This is a genomic window from Streptomyces tanashiensis, assembly GCF_014648895.1.
GTDB lineage: Bacteria > Actinomycetota > Actinomycetes > Streptomycetales > Streptomycetaceae > Streptomyces > Streptomyces tanashiensis.
On sequence record NZ_BMRZ01000005.1, the window covers coordinates 321445 to 337374 of the forward strand.

Annotated in this window: 13 protein-coding genes and 1 pseudogene; 9 read left to right on the forward strand and 5 right to left on the reverse strand. The window is 75.8% G+C overall.

Going from position 1 to position 15930, the window contains the following annotated elements:
- The first annotated feature begins 3 nt into the window (after positions 1-3).
- Positions 4-1296, forward strand: a complete 1293-nt coding sequence (locus IE237_RS19335) for a hypothetical protein (RefSeq protein ID WP_189803246.1) — start codon at positions 4-6, stop codon at positions 1294-1296.
- A 46-nt stretch (positions 1297-1342) separates the two neighbouring features.
- On the opposite strand, the gene IE237_RS19340 is transcribed toward IE237_RS19335, so the two are convergent.
- Both IE237_RS19340 and IE237_RS19345 read right to left on the reverse strand, forming a co-directional pair.
- Positions 1343-3034, reverse strand: coding sequence for a bifunctional 3'-5' exonuclease/DNA polymerase (locus IE237_RS19340; RefSeq protein WP_189803247.1), 1692 nt, complete (start codon positions 3032-3034; stop codon positions 1343-1345).
- A 56-nt stretch (positions 3035-3090) separates the two neighbouring features.
- Positions 3091-4335, reverse strand: coding sequence for a helix-turn-helix transcriptional regulator (locus IE237_RS19345; protein WP_189803248.1), 1245 nt, complete (start codon positions 4333-4335; stop codon positions 3091-3093).
- Positions 4336-4477: 142 nt separating this feature from the next.
- Between IE237_RS19345 and IE237_RS19350 the strand changes: the two genes are divergently transcribed.
- Together IE237_RS19350 and IE237_RS19355 are read left to right on the forward strand one after the other, a co-directional pair.
- Positions 4478-5404, forward strand: coding sequence for an NADP-dependent oxidoreductase (locus IE237_RS19350; protein WP_189803249.1), 927 nt, complete (start codon positions 4478-4480; stop codon positions 5402-5404).
- A gap of 27 nt (positions 5405-5431) precedes the next feature.
- On the forward strand, positions 5432-5983 hold the full coding sequence (locus tag IE237_RS19355) for a GNAT family N-acetyltransferase (protein WP_189803370.1): 552 nt from the start codon (positions 5432-5434) through the stop codon (positions 5981-5983).
- A gap of 152 nt (positions 5984-6135) precedes the next feature.
- Here the strand turns inward: IE237_RS19355 and IE237_RS19360 are convergent, their stop codons facing one another.
- The 3 genes from IE237_RS19360 to IE237_RS19370 form a co-directional block, all read right to left on the reverse strand.
- A complete protein-coding gene (locus IE237_RS19360) occupies positions 6136-8238 on the reverse strand; it encodes an ABC transporter permease (protein WP_189803250.1) in 2103 nt (700 codons plus the stop codon).
- Entirely contained in the window at positions 8232-8981 is a 750-nt protein-coding gene (locus tag IE237_RS19365) for an ABC transporter ATP-binding protein (RefSeq protein ID WP_189803251.1), read from the reverse strand. Before IE237_RS19365 ends, IE237_RS19360 begins: the two co-directional genes overlap by 7 nt.
- Positions 8982-9051: 70 nt before the next feature.
- Positions 9052-9873: an NAD(P)H-binding protein gene (locus tag IE237_RS19370; protein ID WP_189803252.1), complete on the reverse strand. Its 822-nt coding sequence runs from the start codon at positions 9871-9873 to the stop codon at positions 9052-9054.
- A gap of 83 nt (positions 9874-9956) precedes the next feature.
- On the opposite strand from IE237_RS19370, the gene IE237_RS19375 reads away from it, so the two are divergent.
- From IE237_RS19375 to IE237_RS19400, 6 genes and pseudogenes are all read left to right on the forward strand, one after another.
- The gene (locus tag IE237_RS19375) at positions 9957-10349 is read left to right on the forward strand and encodes a winged helix-turn-helix transcriptional regulator (protein WP_189803253.1); all 393 of its coding nucleotides are present in this window, start codon (positions 9957-9959) and stop codon (positions 10347-10349) included.
- Positions 10325-11461 carry a DUF2786 domain-containing protein gene (locus IE237_RS19380; RefSeq protein WP_189803254.1) on the forward strand — a complete coding sequence of 379 codons (1137 nt, stop codon included), beginning with the start codon at positions 10325-10327 and terminating at the stop codon, positions 11459-11461. The genes IE237_RS19375 and IE237_RS19380 overlap by 25 nt, the downstream gene beginning before the upstream one ends.
- 187 nt (positions 11462-11648) lie before the next feature.
- Positions 11649-13715, forward strand: a complete 2067-nt coding sequence (locus tag IE237_RS19385) for an FUSC family protein (protein WP_189803255.1) — start codon at positions 11649-11651, stop codon at positions 13713-13715.
- Positions 13716-13830: 115 nt separating this feature from the next.
- Positions 13831-14415: a hypothetical protein gene (locus IE237_RS19390; RefSeq protein ID WP_189803256.1), complete on the forward strand. Its 585-nt coding sequence runs from the start codon at positions 13831-13833 to the stop codon at positions 14413-14415.
- Between the two features lie 85 nt (positions 14416-14500).
- Positions 14501-15004, forward strand: a pseudogene (locus IE237_RS19395) (SigE family RNA polymerase sigma factor); the annotation flags it as partial.
- Positions 15005-15210: 206 nt separating this feature from the next.
- Positions 15211-15927, forward strand: coding sequence for a hypothetical protein (locus tag IE237_RS19400; RefSeq protein WP_189803257.1), 717 nt, complete (start codon positions 15211-15213; stop codon positions 15925-15927).
- The last annotated feature ends 3 nt before the right edge of the window (positions 15928-15930 follow it).

Below are 15930 nucleotides of genomic sequence, written 5' to 3' on the forward strand. Positions count from 1 at the left end.
GGCATGCCCCAGAACGAAGGACCCCAGCACGACGCAGCCCCGCACGAGGGCTTCGAGGAGGAGCTCGGCGCGGTCCTCCGCAGCACCGGTGACGGCTTCTCCGTCGACGTCCGGAGCGAACTGGTCGCGGGCGGCCTCCGGCGCGGCCGGCGCCGCCTGGTGCGCCGCCGCCTCGCGGTGACCGGGGGCGTCCTCGCCCTCGCCGCCGTCGGCATCGGCGGCGTGTACGGCGGCTCGCTGCTCGGCCCCGCCGGGCAGGCGACGACCACGTCCGTGGCGGCGCCCCCGCAGACGGGTGCAGCCAACGGCACCGGATCGAAGCCGGAGTCCCTCCCGACGCTCCCGGTCAAGGACCTCGCCGCCGTCCTCAAGGCAAATGTCCCGGCCGGGCAGTGGCAGATCGACAACCTGGCCGGCCAGGGCCAAGCGGTCACCGGCGTCTACGACGACGGCAAGGGCAAGGCGGGCGTCACCGTCGGCCTCTACCGGGCGGGTACGACCGGCGAGGCCGGTGAGGACCAGGTCACCTGCCCCGACAAGGTGGTCGTCCCCTACGACAGGTGCGTCAGCGAGCGGCTGCCGGGCGGTGACCGGTTCATGGTCCTCCAGGGGTACGAGTACCCCGACAAGCGCGTGGAGACCAAGGCTTGGCGGGCGGTTCTGCTCACCAAGGACGGCTTCCTCGTCGACGCGAGCGAGTACAACGCCGCCGCCGAGAAGGGCGCGTCGATCACCCGCGAGAACCCGCCCTTCAGCGCCTCCCAGCTGAAGAACCTCGTCACCGCCGAGGGGTGGCGCCCGCTGCTCAAGAAGCTGGGCGAGACTCCGAAGCCCGCCCCCGGCGACGTCCAGCTGCCCCCCGTGCCGAGCGCCGCCGCCGTCCAGGCCACCCTGCGCTCCCTGCTGCCCGAGGGGGTCACCGTGAAGTCCCACGGCGGGGGCGACGGCCACGGCTACGTCGTCGTCGACGACGGCAAGGGCGAGAGCCTCGTCGGGGTCGACGTCCAGCCCTCCGCCGGGGAGGCCGTCGCCGAGCTCTTCACCCGCGACGGCGTCGTCACCCTGCCCGACGGCACCAAGGTCAGGTCCACCCAGCAGCCCGGCGAGAAGGGCGGTGCCGGTGTCGTCTGGTGGAGCGTCGACACCCTGACCCCGGAGGGCTTCCGGGTCGGCGTCTCCGCCTTCAACTCGGGCGCGCAGCACGAGGCCGCCACCCGCGCCGAGCCCGCGCTGACGATGGAGCAGCTGAAGGCGCTCGCGCTGAGCCCGAAGTGGCGGAAGCTGCCGCTGAAGTAGGCGGCGCACGAGACCGCCGGCGGTACGGGGAGCTCCGTACCGCCGGCTACTTCGCGTCCGCGTACCGCTCGACCGTCGCCGTCGTGAACGGGAACCGGACCGGCGTCTCCCCGAACGCGATCCGCCCGGCCTCGTCCCCCGCCGCCCGGATCGCCTCCGTCACCGCCTCCGCCTCCTCGGCCGGACAGTGCACGATCACCTCGTCGTGCTGGAAGAACACCAGCTCGGCCCGCATCCCCGAGAGGGAGCGCCGCAGCGCCGCCAGCATCAGCAGCGCCCAGTCGGCGGCGCTGCCCTGCACGACGAAGTTACGGGTGAACCGGCCGCGCGCCCGCGCGTTCCCCGAGGCGTACCCGGGGACGAACTCGCCGCTCTCCGGCTCCGGTTCGCCGGTCTCCTGCGGCAGTCCCGCCTCCTCGTCCTCGCCCGAGCCGACCGCCCGCGGGCTGGTCCGCCCCAGCCAGGTCCGTACGAGTCGGCCCTCCTCGCCCGCCTTCGCGGCATCGTCGACATAGGCCACCGCGCGCGGGAAGCGGCGCCGCAGCGCCGCCAGGTTCTTCAGGCCGTCGCCGCTGGTCTGCCCGTAGATCGCGCCGAGCAGCGCGAGCTTGGCGTGGTCGCGGTCGCCGGAGAAGGCCCGGTCCGACAGCCGGGTGTACAGGTCGTCGGGGTGGCCCGCGACCTCCATCAGGCCCGGGTCGCGGGAGATCGCGGCGAGGACGCGCGGCTCCATCTGGTCGGCGTCGGCCACCACGAGCCGCCAGCCCTCGTCGGCGACCACCGCCCGCCGGATCACCTTCGGGATCTGCAGGGCACCGCCGCCGTTGGTGGTCCAGCGCCCGCTGACCGTGCCGCCGGGCAGGTACTCCGGCCGGAAGCGGCCGTCCCGCACCCAGTCGGCCAGCCACGACCAGCCGTGCGCCGTCCAGATCCGGTACAGCTTCTTGTACGCGATGAGCGGCTCCACGGCCGGGTGGTCGATCTCCGCGAGCTCCCAGCGGCGCGTGGACCTGACCCGGATCCCGGCCTGCGCGAAGGCCTTCACCACATCGGCCGGCAGATCCGGCCGGACCCGGCGGCCGAACGCCGCCGACACCTCGTCCGCGAGCTCCGCGAGGCGTCGCGGCTCGCCACCGCCCGCGTACCGCCCGCCGAGCAGCTCGTCGAGCAGTTCCCGGTGCACGTCCGCCCGCCACGGCAGCCCGGCCCGGTGCATCTCGGCGGCCACCAGCATCCCCGCCGACTCGGCGGCCGTGAGCAGCCGCATCCGGCCGGGGTGCTCCGCCCGGTCGTGCCGGCGCAGCTGCTCCGCGTAGACCGCGAGGAGCCCGTCGAACGGTACGGAGACGGTGGGCCGCGGCTCGAAGAGCGAGTCCTGCGAACCGGGCTCGGCGGCGCGCTGCGGCGGATCGGGCGGCACGGGCGCGTTCCGCAGGCGCGCCCAGGCGGCTGCCGCGGACCGCGGCTCGCCGAGCCGCCCCTCATGGCCGAGGAGGAGCTGCTCGGCGTCCTCGATGTCGTAGCACCGCCCGACGCGGACGCCGGCGGCGAGGAGCCGGGGATAGACCTCGGCGGTCGACCGCCACACCCAGCGGGCCACCTCGGGACGCGCCCGCACGGCGGCCACCAGGTCCGGCTCGCGGCGCACGGGCCCGGCGGGCAGCCCGTCCGGACCGAGGGGCACGAGCAGCGCTCCGTCCCCTTCGCCCTCGGCGCCCAGCGCCCACCTCTCGCTCACGGGTGCGAGTCTGGCACCCGGCACTGACAGTGCCGGGTCACGACATCACGCGCCCTTCACGCCGCCGCGTGGAAGAGGGCCGCCGCCTCGCCCCGGGAGCCGACCCCCAGCTTGTTCAGGATGTTCGCGACGTGGAACTTCACCGTCGACTCGCTGATGTGCAGCTCCTCCGCGATCCGCCGGTTCCGGTGCCCGAGAGCCAGGTGCCGCAGCACCTCCACCTCCCGCTCGCCGAGTCCGGTGAGCGGGTGCGCGGCCTCGACCGGGGCCTCCGGGGTGGCGAGCGGGATGACGGCCGTGATCGTCGTGCCCCAGCCCGGGACCGCGTCCATGTCGAGCCGCCCGCCGAGCACGTCGAGCCGGTCCCGGATCGTGCCGGCGCCCAGGTCGCAGGGGGCGAGCGCGCCCGCGCCGTCGTCGCGCACGGAGGCGCGCAGCTCGTGCTCGGTCAGCTGCCAGCCGACGTGGACCCGGTGCACGGACTCCTGCTCCAGGACGATGAGGAGCAGCGACCGGACGATGGCCCGCGCGCTGTGGGCGACGTCGGCCGCGAGCGAGCGCGCCGAGTCGGGCGCCCCCAGGTCGAGCCGGACCTTGCTGTGCCGCAGCATCGGCCGCAGTTCGCCGGCGAGCCGCTCGAAGGCGTCCTCCGCGGGCTCCTCCGCGAGCGCCCGGTCGCGCCGCTGTTCGGCGCGCATCTCGATCAGCGCAGACGCGGCCAGGTCGGTGGCGGTCGTCCGGGCCGTCGTGTCGTCGAGGGCCCGGCTGCGCAGCACCCCGAGGACGCCGGAGAGCGCCGCCGCGTGCGAGGCGGTGAGTTCGGCGATCACGCGTGCGCGTGTGTCGGCCGCCGCCCGCGAACGGGCCAGCGCGCCCGGCACGGCCTCCGTCGCGAAGCGTTCGAAGTGTCCGGTGACCAGGTCCCACAGGGCCTGCGCCGTGGTGAGCGCGGCGGCGTCGGCCGGGGCGGCGCCGTCCTCCCGCACGAGTACGAGGACCGCTCCGCGCCGGGTGGCGTGACTGGTGACGGCGACGACCTCGCGCTCCCGGCCGCCGATCGTCGCGCGCCCCTGCCAGGGCGCCCCGGGGACGCCGTCCGCGAGCAGCGGGGTCAGTTCGGCGGCGGTCATCAGCTCCGTGCCGCCGAGGGCCTTGAAGGGGGAGTGGGCGCAGTGCGTGGAGAGTTCGGCCGCGTCCACGTGCGGGACCAGGGGGGCGAGGGCGGCCGAGACCTGGGGGAGGATCTCCCCGAGCGGCTGCCGGATGATCTCGTACGCGGTGGTCAGCGTGAGCGCGTCCATGCGGCTCAGCCTAGTCAGCGGCGGCCAGGTGACGGCCCGTCTTTCGGCCAGGTGGGACTGGCCGTTGGAGGGGCGGGGGGAAGGGGGCCGGGGGCGCAGGCTTGGGGCATCGAAGATCGAACGGGCGGCAGCGGAGGCTGAGATGGAAGCGATCGTGTACGAGGAGTTCGGCGGCCCCGAGGTGCTGCGCCACGAGACGGGCGTCGCGAAGCCGGAGCCCGGCCCCGGCGAGGTCCGGGTCAAGGTGGCGGCGGTCGGCCTCAACCCGGTGGACTGGAAGCGGCGTTACGGCTGGGTCGAGGAGTTCTACCCGACCACCTTCCCCGCCGTCCCCGGCCTGGAGTTCGCCGGCACCGTCGACGCGCTCGGCGAGGGCGTCACCGACCTGGCCGTCGGCGACGAGGTCCTCGGCTGGACGAAGACCGGCGCCTATGCCGAGTACGCCATCGCCGGCACCGTCGCCCCCAAGCCCGCCGGGCTCTCCTGGGAGGCCGCCGCAAGCCTCCCGGTGGCCGGCGAGACCGCCCAGCGCGTCCTGGACCTGCTCCGGGTGCGGGCGGGCGAGACGCTCTTCCTGCACGGCGCGGCGGGCGTCGTCGGCTCGGTGGCCGTCCAGCTCGCGGTCGCGGCCGGGATCACCGTGATCGGCAGCGCCTCGGAGGCCAACCACGCGTACCTGCGTGAGCTCGGCGCCGTCCCCGTCACGTACGGCGACGGCCTGGCGGACCGGGTCCGCGCCGCCGCCCCGGAGGGCGTCGACGCCGTCTTCGACGCGGCCGGGCACGGCGTGCTGCCCGTCGCCGTCGAGCTGCTCGGCGGCGGCGACGCGGCGAAGGAGCGGATCGTGACGATCGCGGCGACGGACGCGGCGGAGCACGGCATCGTCTTCTCGGGCGTCACGGCGGAGCCGGACGCCGTACGGCGCGGGCTCACCGCCCAGGCCCGCCTGGCGGTGGAGGGCGCCCTCACGGTCCGCATCGCCGAGGCGCTGCCGCTCAAGGAGGCGGCCCGCGCGCAGGAGTCGAGCGAGTCGGGGCACGTACGGGGCAAGATCGTCCTGATCCCGTAGTGCTGTGACGTGAGGAAGGCGATGCCGATGTACGCGATGTCCCTGGGTGACGACGGCGCGGAGCTGCGCCCGCTCGAACCGTGGCAGGCCGGGGAGTTCCTCGCCCACATGGACCGGGGACGGGAGTTCATCGGCGCCCGCAACGGACTCCCCGACGTCGTGACGGACCTGGAGTCGAGCCGGGCCTTCCTCCGCGCCTACGCGGAGAGGGCGGCGGCCGACACCGGACGCATCCACGGCATCTGGTCCGACGGCACGCTCGTCGGCGCCGTGATCCTCCGCAAGCTCGACACCGTGGACGGCACGGCCGAGGCGGGCTGCTGGCTGGAGCCGGCGGGCGTGGGCAAGGGCCTCGTGACCCGGGCGGCCCGGGCGCTCATCGACTGGGCGATCGAGGTGCGGGGGGTCCACCGGGTGGAGTGGGTGGTCTCCTCCGACAACGAGCCCAGCATCGCGGTGGCCCGGCGGCTCGGGATGACACGGGACGGCGTCCTGCGGGGCAGCTACCCGTACCGGGGCAAGCGGCACGACGAGGAGATCTGGTCCGTCCTGGCCCCGGACTGGCGCGCGACGCGGTGACCCGCGCGGCGCCGGCCCCGCGCGGTGCGGTGCTCCGGCCGCACGGGGGTGGGCCGGGGCGCCGTGCCGCGCGGGGCCGGCCCTGAAGGACCGGGCGGGGCGGTGACCCGGCTCCGACCCCGGTCGCCGCCCCGTCGTCCCACCATCGCCGCTCACCGCGTGAGGCGCCACGCGGGGACGCCCGACGAGGCGACCGCGACCGCCGCGCACACTCCGGCCGCCACCCCGACCGTGCCCCACGGAAGGGCCAGAGCGACGGGCGCCGAGAGGGCCGCCAGGCCCGCTCCCAGAGCGCCCAGGACGACCGCCGTCACCGCCAGGCCGAGCAGCGTGCCGATGGCGACGGCGAGCGCCGCCTCGCCCGTCACGACCCGCAGGACCTGGCCGCGGGTGGCCCCGGCGAGCCGCAGCGAGGCCAGTTCCCCGCCCCGTACCGAGGTCGCCATCAGCAGGGTGTTGGCGAGGCCGATGGTCGTGTAGACGAGGGCGATGCCCAGGACCAGGATCATGCCCAGGCGGTTCTGCGGGTTGCCGGCCGCCTGGCGTTCGGGGGCCGTCCGGACGGTCCCGCCGCTCGTCTCCAGGGCGGCCCGCACCTCCGCCGCCCCGCCCCCGCGCGCGTCGATCCGGTCGAGGCCGGCGCCCGGCGCGTTCGCCCGGGTGACGTACGGCCCGTTGTCGCCGGTCCCCAGCGCGAGGACGGCCACGACCCGGAGCCGTACCGGACCGCTTCCGTCCGCCCGCCACACCTCGACGGTCTCGCCGACCCGGTGCCGCTCGAACTCCTCGTTCACGACGATCGACCGGTCGTCCAGGTCCCGCAGGTCACCGGCGGTCACCGGCAGCCGGGCGAGCTCCGCGAAGGCGGCCGGGTCGGCGACCGCCCGCGCCCCGTACTTCACGACGGCCTCGTCCCCGTCCCGTACGAAGACGGAGGTCGCCCCGGTCGGCGAGAGGACGGCCCCGGCCGGTGCGGCCGGCGACCTCAAGTCGTCGCCGCTCACCACGTACTGAGCCGTCGTCTGCTCCCGTGCCTCGGCCTCCTTCGCGCGCGTGACGCTCGTCGCCGAGCCGAAGAGCGTCCCGGCGAGCGCCACGGTCACGAGGACGGGCGCGGCGACGGCGGCGGTACGGCGGACGGCGGCCGCGCTGTTCTCCCGTACGAGCGTCCCCACCGCCCCGCGCGCCCGCAGCAGCCGGGCCACGGGCCGGACGAGGAGCGGGGAGAGCAGCGCGACGCCGGTGATCAGGAGCATCGGGAGGGTCGTGTACGTCTTCCGCTTGAGCAGTCCGGACGGCTCGGTGGCGCAGGTCCAGACGAGCAGCCCGAGCCCGGCCAGGAGCAGCCCCGTGCCGAGGACGGCCCGGCCGAGGGGCAGGGTGTCGGCGTCGACGTCCGCCTCGCGCAGCGCGGCCGTCGGGCCGACCCTGCCGGCCCGCCGGGACGCGGCGACGGCGCCGGCGAGGGCGACGGTCACGCCCGTCCAGAAGGCCGCGTGGAAGGGCCAGGACGCACCGCCGATCGTGAACCACGCGGGCGCGAGGCCGCCGTCGACGAGGGTCCGGGCGAGGACGGGCCCGCCGAGGGCGCCGAGCGCGCACCCGGTGGCGGAGGCGAGCACGCCGAGCGCCGCCGCCTCCGCGAGGAGGAGCCGCCGGATCTGGCCGGGGGTGGCCCCGGCGGTGCGGAGGAGCCCGAACTCGCGGCGGCGCAGCGCGACGGCGAAGGCGAAGGTGGAGGCGACCACGAAGACGGAGACGAAGGCGGTGACGCCGCCGGAGGTGCCGAGGAGGGCGTTGAGCGCGACGAGGGCGCGGGCGTCCCGCTCGGGGTCGGGGTCGGCCTGCCTGCGCTCGTTCCCGGTGAGGACCCGGGCGCGGTCGCCGACGAGCGCCCGGACCTCGGCGGCGGGGGCGTCGACGCCGACGGCGTCGGGGCCGCCGGTGGTGGTGACGGCCCAGCGGGCGCGGAGCTCGCGGAGCACTCCTTCGTCCACAGGCTGTGGACGGTCGAGCCGCTGCTCGACGGGCACGGTGCCGGGCCCGCGCCGCACGTCCAGCGTCAGCCGGTCCTGTCCCTGGACGACGACGGGCGAGGAGGCGAACCGCTGGGGAGAACGCTCGGGCGCGTCGAAGGTGGCGGAGAGGCCGAGTCCCATCGTGGTGAGCAGCCCGACGCCGAGCGCGAGCGCGACGAAGCCCCCGAGGAAGGAGGCCCAGCGGTCACGGAGTCCGGAGAGCACGACGGTCAGCACGACGGACCTCCCACGGGGACGCCCGCCGTCTCCAGCGCCGTCATCCGCGCCGCGACCGTCTCCACCGTCGGCCCCGCCAGTTCGCCCGAGACCCTTCCGTCGACCAGGAAGACCACGCGGTCCGCGCGGGACGCCGCCACCGGGTCGTGGGTGACCATGACGATCGTCTGGCCGTCACGGTCGACGAGGTCCCGCAGCATGTCGAGCACCTCGCGGCTCGTCGTCGAGTCGAGCGCGCCGGTCGGTTCGTCGCCGAAGAGGACGGCGGGCCGGGTGATCAACGCCCGGGCGATCGCGACCCGTTGCTGCTGGCCGCCGGAGAGCTCGCCGGGCCGGTGCCGCTCCCGGCCGGCGAGCCCCACGCGCGCGAGTGCCTCCCGTGTCTCCGTACGGGACGGGCGGCGGCCGGCGAGCCGGAGCGGCAGGGCCACGTTCTGCGCGGCGGTCAGGGAGGGCAGCAGGTTGAAGGACTGGAAGACGAAGCCGATCCGGTCCCGCCGCAGCAGCGTGAGGCGCCGCTCGCTCAGCCCCTCCAGGGCGGTGCCGCCGACCTCCACGGTCCCGGCGGTGGGCCGGTCGAGACCGGCGGCGCACTGGAGGAGCGTGGACTTGCCGGAGCCGGACGGCCCCATGACGGCGGTGAAGGTGCCCGCGCGGAAGTCGAGGTCGACGCCGTCGAGGGCGCGGACGTCGCGATGGTGCCGGGCGAGCCGGCGGAGCCGTACGGCGGTGTTCGAGGTCATGGCTCAAGCGAACCGTTTCGGCCGGCTCCGATCACGACCACCACCGGGCGTCCCGGCGGTAGGCCTGGCCCTACCCCTCCCGTACCGCCTTCACGAACACGTCCAGCGCGTCGAGGGGTTCACGCCCGCCGAGCAGCGCGCGCAGGTCGTTGCGCGCCACGCCCGTACCGTCCAGGAAGCCGTGGGCGATCGCCGAGTACGTGCTCGCCAGCATCGGCACCTGGAAGGGCATGGCACCGGAGGCGGCGATCGCGGCACGGGCCTCCGCGAGCGTGCCCGGGACGTACGCGGCGCCGAGGGCCGCCGCCAGGTCGGCGCCGCCGAGCGGACGCTCGCCGACGAGCTCGTACACCCGGTTCCGGTGGGCCGCCGGGTCCGTCGCGACGGAGACGGCGATGTCGGCGAGGTCCGCGCGGGCGACGGCGGCGAGCCGACCCTCGCCGAGGGGGCCGGTGATGCGGTGCTCGGCGTCGGGGGCGGCGATCCAGGTGAGGAACTCGGCGTAGAGGCCGTTGCGGAGGATCGTCCAGTCGAGCGTCGTGGACCGCCGGAGCCGCCGCTCGGTCCAGCGGTGCGCGAGCGCGTACGTCAGGTGGTCGCCGTCACCGGAGAGGCTGGTGTAGACGACGTGCCGGACGCCGGCGGCCTCGGCGGCCGAGATCGCGGCCCCGTGGCGGGCGACGACGACGTCGTCCTCCCCGTACCCCGCGGATATGAGGAGCAGGGTCTCCACGCCGGCGAAGGCCCCCGGGAGGGTCTCCGGCGCGTCGAAGTCGAGCCGGCGGGTGCCGGGACGTCCGGCGCGGGTGCCGAGGACGACGTCCTCGCGGCCGGCGAGCCGTTCGGCGACGAGCGAGCCGAGGGCGCCGGAGACGCCGGTGACGAGCAGCATGGATTCCCCCTGGGGTCGTGACGGCTGAGACCATCGGGTTCCATCGTGAGCGGACGGACAAGATCGCGGAAGGAGGCACATCGATGTCGGAAGGGCACACGGAGGTAACCACCGAGCCCCTGGTGAGCTGCGCCGAGGACTGCGGGGTGCGGGACGTCCAGGACCGGCTCGGCGACAAGTGGACGGTGCACGTCGTCGTCGAACTCGCCTCGGGTGCACGGCGGTTCAGGGAGCTCCAGCGGCTCGTCACCGGGATCTCGCAGCGGATGCTCACCCTGACGCTGCGCCGCCTCGAACGGGACGGCCTCGTGTCGAGGACGGTGTACCCGACGACCCCGCCGCAGGTGGAGTACGCGCTGACGGAGACCGGCCGCAGCATGACCCACCTGATCAAGCAGCTGGTCGACTGGTCGCTCGACCACCGCGCGGTGATCGCCCGGTCGCGCGAGGAATGGGACGCGAGGGGCACGGCGTGAGCACGACCATCGACAAGGCCTTCGAGGCGCTGTACGCGAGCGACGACGGCTCCCTCGACACGGCGGCCTCCCTGCTGGCCGCCGACCCGGGCACGGACGCGGAGCTGGCACGGCGCGGCGAGGAGTTCGTACGGACGTTGTGGACGCGGGGCTGGCAGCCGGCCGACCTGGTCCGGATGGCACGGCGCGACCTGGCGGACGAACACGTCCGCCTCGTCTCGGACCTGATCAGGACGGAGACGGCCGGCTACGGGCGGCTGCCGCACCGCTGGCAGGCGCAGATCGACGCACTGGACGACTCGGCCGCCCGGCCGACGGACCGCTTCTCCCGGGCCACGACCGTCCTGGAGCTGTACCGGCTGCTCGTCCGGCTGCCGCGCCTGGACGCGGTCGGCCCGGTACCGGGGGAGACCCTGCCGCCCGCGGCGGCGGGCGAGCCCCGGATGCTCACCCGGATCAGGGCGCTGCTCGCGAAGGCGGAGGCCACCGGATACCCGGAGGAGGCGGAGGCGCTCACCGCGAAGGCGCAGGAGCTGATGGCCCGGCACAGCCTGGACGAGGCCACGCTCGCGGCGGGCGCGCCGACCCCGGAGACGCCGGGCGCGATCCGGATCGGGGTGGAGCCGCCGTACGAGCAGGCCAAGGCGATCCTGCTCGACGCGGTGGCGACGGCGAACCACTGCCGGGCGGTGTGGAACGAGACGTACGGCTTCTCGACGGTGGTCGGCTTCGAGGCGGACCTGGACCCGGTCGAGCTGCTGTACACCTCGCTCCTCGTGCAGGGGACGGCGGCGATGACGCGGGCGGAGGCGGAGCAGCGGGCGGGCGGCCGGAAACGCACGAAGTCCTTCCGGCAGTCCTTCCTCCTCGCGTACGCGAACCGGCTGGGCGCCCGGCTCGCGGCGACGTCCCGCCGGGTCGCCGCCGAGGCCCCGACGCTGCTGCCGGCCCTCGCGTCGCGGGAGGTCGCGGTCACCACCCGCACGGACGAACTCTTCCCGGAGACCCGGACGACCCGGGTCCGGGCGGCGTGGGACGAGGCGGGCTGGACGCACGGCGCCTCGGCCGCCGACCGAGCGGGCCTCCACCCGAACCGCCCCCACTTGCCGTAGCACCGGCGCCGTGTGCCCGCGCCGGGGTGGGCGGCGCCCCCGCCCCCGTGTGTGGCCGCGCCCTGGAGGGCGCCCGCCCCCGTGTGGGCAATCGTCCCAGCGGAACGATTGCCCACAACGGGCAGGGCACGACCGTCCGTCGTGGGGGGAAATGCCCGGTTCAGGGCGCGCGGATACGCTCAGGGGCATGAGCTGGCTCCGGGCCCTGAAGGAGACCGCCCGCTCCGGCCTCACCGTAGAGCGGCGGCGGCTCGAACCCGTCGTAGCGGCCCGCGCCGCCCTGGGTCTCGCCCTCGTCGTGGGCGTCTCCCTCGCCCTCTTCGGCCCCTCCGTCGCCGCCTCCTCCGCCTTCGGCGCCTTCCAGGCGGCCATCGCCACCTTCCAGCGCTCCTGGCGCCCCCGCCCCACCCTCGCCCTCGCCTCCGGCGCCAGCCTCGCCGCGTCGACGTTCTTCGGCTATCTCACCGGCGCCCACGAGGTCCTCTTCCTCGCCCTGCTGCTGCTCTGGACGTTTCTGTCGGGGCTGGCCTGGGCCGCCGGCCCGACCGCCGGCATGATCGCCTCCTCCAACGTGGCGATCATGCTGGTGACGATCACCCTCCCGACCTCCGTCGCCACCGCCGCCGGCCACGCCGCCATGATCTTCGCGGGCGGTGTCGTCCAGGCCGCCCTGGTCGTCCTCCTCCCGGTCCGCCGCTGGGGCGCCCAGCGCGACGCCCTCGCGGACGCGCTGGCGGCCGAGGCGGACTACGCCCGTCGCCTCCGCCACGACCCGGTCGCCCCGTTCGACCCCGTACCGCTCATGACGGCCCGCAGCGCCGCCGCCGTGACGCCCCGCCAGGCCCGTACCCGCCCGGCGGAGCTGCACGGGGCGCGGGGGCTCGCGGAGCGGATCCGGCCGGTCCTGGCCTCGCTCGCGGACCCGGCGGTCGGCGTGCCGGAGGAGGGGCCGGAGCGGGGCCGGGTGCGGGAGCTGCTCGGCGCGGCGGCCGACGTCCTGGACGCCGCCGCGCACGCGATCCGGCACGGCGAGCCGGTCGTCCTGCCCCCACCCGCCCTCGCCGCCCTCCGTACCCCGGACACCGGCACGATCCTCAAGGGCCCGTCGCGCCGGGCGGCGCTCCGCCTGACGGCGCTGCTCGGCGACGTCGTCGAGACGGCGGAGCCGCGTCCGGAGAGGCCGGATGCGGACGACGGAGCGGCCCGCACGCGCCCGACCCTGCCCCGGCTCGCGCCCCTGGTGCTCGCGGAGGTGCGCGGAGAGCTGCGCCCCGACTCCCCGGTCCTGCGGCACGCGGTCCGCGTCTCGACGGTCACGGCGGCCGGCTATCTGCTGGGGGCGTGGCTCCCGTTCGGGCACGGTTACTGGGCGCCGATGGCCTCGGTGATGGTGATGCGCCCGGACTTCTCGCAGACGTACGCGCGCTCGGTGGCGCGGTTCGGAGGCACCCTCGTCGGCGTGGCGCTGGCGACGGCGGTCGTGCAGTCGGCGCACCCGGGCACGTACCTGTCCGCCGCGCTCGCGGTGGTGTGCGCCTTCGGGATGTACCTGCTGATGCGGACGGGGTACGCGGCCGCCCAGGTCTTCGTCTCCGCGTACGTCGTCTTCCTGCTCGGCATGGACGGCGCGGGCCTGACCCAGACCGTACGGGACCGGGTCCTGCTGACCCTGCTCGGCGGACTCCTCGCGATGGTGTCGTACGCCGTCTACCCGGCCTGGGAGACACCCCGGCTGCGCGGCCGGCTCGCGGACTGGCTGGCGGCGGTCGGCGCGTACGCGGCCGTCGTCACCGCGCGGTACGCCGACCCGGCCGGGCCGGCCAGTCCCGACGTGCGGGAGGCGCTCCTGCGGACCCGCGAGGCCCGGGTCGCCTGGCAGGAGGCGGTGGCCCGGGCGACGCACGAACCGGTGCGGCACCGGGGGCTCTCGCACGCGGCGGTGGAGCAGGCCGAGCACGCGCTCGCGGAGTTCGGCCGGGTGGCGATGCTCCTGGAGGCGCACCTGCCGGAGCGCGGCGCCCCGCCGGTGCCCGCCGCGGCGTCCCTCGCCGAGTCCCTGCACCGGTCGACGGAGCGGGGCGCGAAGGAGGTGCGGGAGCGCAGGGAGCCGCACTGGGACGACCTGCGCGAGACGGTCACCGCCTGGTCCGCCGTGCCGCCGGACCACTTCCTGCTCGACAAGGGCGCCGTCCTGCTCCTGGACTCCCTGGAGGAGCTCACCACCGCCCTGACGGAGTCGAGGCGGCACCACTAGCGAGGTGGCACGCCAGAGATTTCGACGGCACGTCATCCAGCGGCGCACCGGGCGGAGTTGAAAGGGGGGAGGGTCGCGAACGGTCGTGGTCCCAGGAGATCCCAGGAGCAACCGGATGAAGAAGTACCTGCTGGCCGCGGCCGGTGTCGTGGCCGCAGCGGTGATGGCGGCACCGTCGGCCGTGGGCGCGTCCGCCGAGACCTCCCTCAAGCCGGTCACCGCGCCGGCCGCCGCCGCGCCGGCCGCCGAGCAGGTCACCGCGCCCGTCTCCCTCCCCGCCGCCGCCCCGACCCGGATCCGTACCGTCCGTTCCGGCGAGCGTGTGGACGCCGGTCAGGGGTACACGGTGTGGCTGACGGAGGACGGCAAGCACTGGGCGGGCCCGGACGGCTTCGAGAACTTCCGCAGCGTCGTCGACGGCAACATCGACCGCTCGCACCCCGGCGTCAGCCACCAGAGCGAAGGCAGCGAGGCCGGCGTCTTCCACTCGGGCCTGTACTACGGGACGCGGAAGGCCGGCCGCGTCGAACTCACCGACGCCGAGGGCCACAAGACCGTCGCCACGCTCGTCGCGCTGCCGGGCCGCTCCGACTGGGGCGTCTGGTACGCCCACACCGGGCCGTCCAAGGACAGCCCGGCCGTGGCGCTGTACGACCGTGCGGGCAAGCTCCTGGCCGACCTGCCCGCCCGGACGTTCTGACCCGGCGCAAGCCACCGGGTGGGGCCCGTCACGGGGCGGGCCCCACCCGGTCCACCTCTCCCCCCAGAAAGCGAGGTCCGACACCGTGCCGGACGAGTCCGCCACCGAGGACGACGGCTTCGCCGAGTTCGCCGTCGCCGCCTGGCCCCGGCTGGTGCGCACGGCCCAGCTCCTGACCGGGGACTTCCACGAGGCCGAGGACCTGGTGCAGACGACGCTGGCCAAGGTCTACGGGCGCTGGCGGCGGGTTCCCCGCGCCGAGATCGACCTCTACGTGCGCCGCGCGCTGATCAACAACAACCTGAGCAGGATCCGCAGGAAGCGGGTCGCCCACCTTCTGACGCCGGTGCTGCCGGAGTCGCTCCGCCAGCCCTCGGCCGGTCACGCGGAGGCGGTCGAGGAACGCACCGCGCTCCTCGCCGCGCTGGCGGATCTCACCGCCCGCCAGCGTGCCGTGATGGTGCTCCGCTACTGGGAGGACCTGACCGAGCCACAGATCGCGAGCGTGCTCGGCTGCTCGCTCGGCACGGTCAAGTCCCACGCCCGGCGCGGTCTGTCGGCCCTGCGCGCCGACCCCCGGCTCGCCCCCGCCCCGACGGCCGACCCCGCCCCGGTCCCGGCGGCCACCCTGAGCGCTGCCCCTGCCCCGGCGGCAGCCCCAGGCCCTGCCCCGGCAGCCGTCCCGAACCCTGCGCCTGCCCCGGTGGCCGCCTCCGTCCCGCCGCTCCCTGTCCCGCCGCTCCCGGTCCCTCCCCTCCCCGTCCCTCCCCTCCCCGTCACCTCCGGAGCCCGACGATGAACCCCACGCCTCTGCCGGACCCCGGCCCGTCCCCGTCCGACCCCGGTGAGAGCGAGGTCAGGGCCGTGTTCGCGCGCGTGGCTCTCGACGTGACCCCCGGTCCGGTGCCGCTGGCCGCCGTGCGGCGCGCGGGCCGGGCGAGGCGGCGGCGCCGGGCGGCGGGTCTCTCGGTGCTCGGAGCGGCGGCGGCCGTGGCGGCGGTCGTCACCCTGGTTCCCGTACGAGCCTCCTCGCCGGCCCCCGAGCCGGTCGCCGCCCCGCCGACCGCCGTCCGGACCTCGGTGCCGGCCGTCAGCCCGACCGTGGCCCCGACCCGGATCCGTACCGTCCGCCCGGGCGAGCGCGTGGACGCCGGTCAGGGGCACCTGGTGTGGCTGACGGAGGACGGCAAGCACTGGGCGGACACGGACGGCCTGGAGAACTTCCGCAGCGTGTCCGACGGCAACATCGACCTCGCGCACCCCGGCATCAGCCACCAGAGCGAGGGCGGTCCGGCGGGAGCGTTCCATTCGGGCCTGTACTACGGGACCCGCACGGCCGGCCGCGTCGAGCTCACCTACGCCGGGGGGCGCCCCGTCCTCGCCACGCTGCTCGAACTGCCGGGCCGCCCCGGCTGGGGCGTCTGGTACGCCTTCACCGGCCCGGGGGGCGGCCGGGCCACCGTCACGCTCTACGACAGCGCGGGCCGCCGTCTGGCCGACCTCCCGGGCTGACGG